This is a genomic window from Spongiactinospora gelatinilytica (genome assembly GCF_003236385.1).
Classification (GTDB): domain Bacteria; phylum Actinomycetota; class Actinomycetes; order Streptosporangiales; family Streptosporangiaceae; genus Spongiactinospora; species Spongiactinospora gelatinilytica.
In genome coordinates this window covers 1-2,329 of record NZ_POUA01000630.1, presented here as the reverse complement: position 1 = coordinate 2,329, position 2,329 = coordinate 1, and the positions used below count along the sequence as shown (strand labels likewise).

The 2,329-nt window shown below is 72.9% G+C and carries 2 protein-coding genes and 1 pseudogene; all 3 read right to left on the bottom strand.

Features of this window, described 5'->3' with window-relative positions; translation table 11 throughout:
* Positions 1–275: pseudogene (locus tag C1I98_RS43375) on the bottom strand (hypothetical protein); the annotation flags it as partial.
* Positions 276–485: 210 nt separating this feature from the next.
* Positions 486–1,169 carry a response regulator gene (locus C1I98_RS37950; protein ID WP_111172064.1) on the bottom strand — a complete coding sequence of 228 codons (684 nt, stop codon included), beginning with the start codon at positions 1,167–1,169 and terminating at the stop codon, positions 486–488.
* Positions 1,166–2,329, bottom strand: a 1,164-nt coding sequence (locus C1I98_RS37945; RefSeq protein WP_306461950.1) for a sensor histidine kinase, incomplete at its 5' end; no start/stop codon positions are given. The genes C1I98_RS37945 and C1I98_RS37950, both read right to left, overlap by 4 nt.

The window sequence follows — 2,329 nt, the reverse complement described above, 5'->3', positions numbered from 1 at the left end:
GGCCGCGGCCGTGCCCGCCGTGCGGTGGTGGGTCTCCGGATCGGGGCGCGCAGCGAGGGGAGCGGTGCGGCGGGCACGGCCGCGGCCATTCGCCGTGGCGTCCAGTATCGCAGCACCCGGCGCCGCTCGGCCGCGCCGGGAGCGGCACTGTGCTCGGTCGCGACGGCCGGGGTCGTCGTGGGCATCGCCGTCCGGACGGGCACGGCGGGGCCCGTGGTGGTCAGCAGGGTGGCCGAGAGGGTGGCGGCGGCGAGGAGGGGGAGACTCGGGGCCATGACCCCGAGTATGGAATGCGGGTCGTGTTTTCGCCACTACTTTCGGTGAATCAGGCATGCTTATTCGGCGCCCGGTTCTCGGTGGAATTACCGATGTGGATATATCAGTCTCAGAGGGGCGTCACCTCATTTTTCAGTAGTTGTGCCGCCGCATTAATCCAGTGGAGATATGTCGCTTTATGTGGATGCAGTGTGTCAAATGCCACCGCACTACGCCTGGTCGTCCAGCAGCCCGGCGTCGTGGGCCAGCAGGGCGATCTGGACCCGGTTGTTGAGACCCAGTTTGGCCAAGATGTTGGACACGTGCGTCTTGATGGTCGGGACGCTCAGGTACAGCGTGGCGGCGATGTCGGCGTTGGATCGGCCCTGGCCGACGGCGACGGCGACATCGCGTTCGCGGGCGTTCAGCAGGGCGAGGCGCTCGCGGGCCAGGTCGCGGCGGCGGTCCTGCCCCGACTCGGCCACCCGGGCGATCAGCCGGCGGGTCACGGCGGGCGAGAGCACCGGATACCCCCTGGCGACCTGGCGGATCGCGGTGACGATCTCGTCCGGCGGCGTGTCCTTGAGCAGGAAGCCCGCCGCGCCCGTCCGCAGTGCCCGAAGGACGTGCTCGTCGGCGTCGAACGTGGTCAGCACGATGACCTCCGGCGCCCCCGCGCGCGCCCGCAGGGTCTCGGTGGCGGTCAGGCCGTCCATGCCCGGCATCCGGATGTCCATGAGGATCACGTCGGGGCGGTGCCGGTCGGCCATGGCCACGGCCTCGCCGCCGTCGCCCGCCTCGGCGGCCACGCGGACGTCGGGGGCCCCGCCCAGCATCATCGTCAGCCCGGCACGTACCAGTGGGTCGTCGTCCACGATGAGCACGCGCACGGTGCCCGGCTCCGGTGTCGTCATGGCGGCCACGGTAGCCAGGCCGTCAGCAGCCAGCCGCCCTCGGGGGTGGGGCCGTGTGACAGCCGGCCGCCGGCCAGCGCGATCCGCTCGGCCAGCCCCGCGAGGCCCTGCCCGGCGGAGGGCGGGGCGGTGGTCCTCGCAGCCGGGTCCGGCGGCGTGTTGCGCACCTCCACGGTCAGGCCCTGGCCCGGCTCACCCGTCACGCCGACCCCCACGGCGGCTCCGGGCGCGTGCTTGCGCGCGTTCGTCAGCGCCTCCTGGACGATCCGGTAGGCCGTACGACCGGCCGCGTCGGACACCGGCCCCTGCGGCTGGCGGCGCACTTCCACCGCCATCCCCGCGCGCCGGGACTCGGCCACCAGCGCAAGGAGGTCGGCCAGGGTCGGCTGCGGCAGCTCGCCCACGGGCGCGCGCAGCACCCCGATCACCTCGCGAAGGTCCTGTAGCGCCCGGTGGGCGCTCTCCCTGATCACCTTGGCCGCGCGGGCGATGTCCTCGGCCGAGGCGTCCGGACGGTACTCCAGCGCGCCCGCGTGCACGCTGAGCAGGGACAACCGGTGGCCGAGCACGTCGTGGATCTCCCTGGCGATCTCCTCGCGGGCATGGTGGCGGGCCTGCTCGGCGCGCAACCGGGCCTCGGTCTCCGCGCGCGCCGCGCGGTCCTGGAGCGACCACAACAGCCTGCGGCGATGGTGGACGTACAGCCCCCAGCCCACCGCCGCCCCGTGTACGGCCAGTCCGAACAGCATGGTCACGAAGGCGGGGAGGTCCGGCTCCGGGCGCAGCACGATGTAGATCACGGTCGCCCCGAGGCTGAGCGGGAAGATCCGCCAGGTCACCGGCGGCGGCCGGTGTACCGCGACCGTGAACATCGACACCAGCAGAGCGCCCGCGACCAGCTCGGAGAACGTGGACAGCGAGATCAGCACCACGGCCAGGTGGACCGGGAAGCGGCGGCGCAGCCACAGTGCGGCGCACCCCAGCACGCCCACCAACTGGTCGAGGGGGAACAGCCACTCCGGGTGCGCGGGAACGGTGGCCTCCTCCACCCGCAGGATGATCTCCAGCAGGCCGAACAGCACCGCGAACAGGAACAGCGTCAGGTCCACGGCCCACTCGCGCGGGCCGCGCCGGCGGCGGGCGGCGGGCGTGCCGGGAGG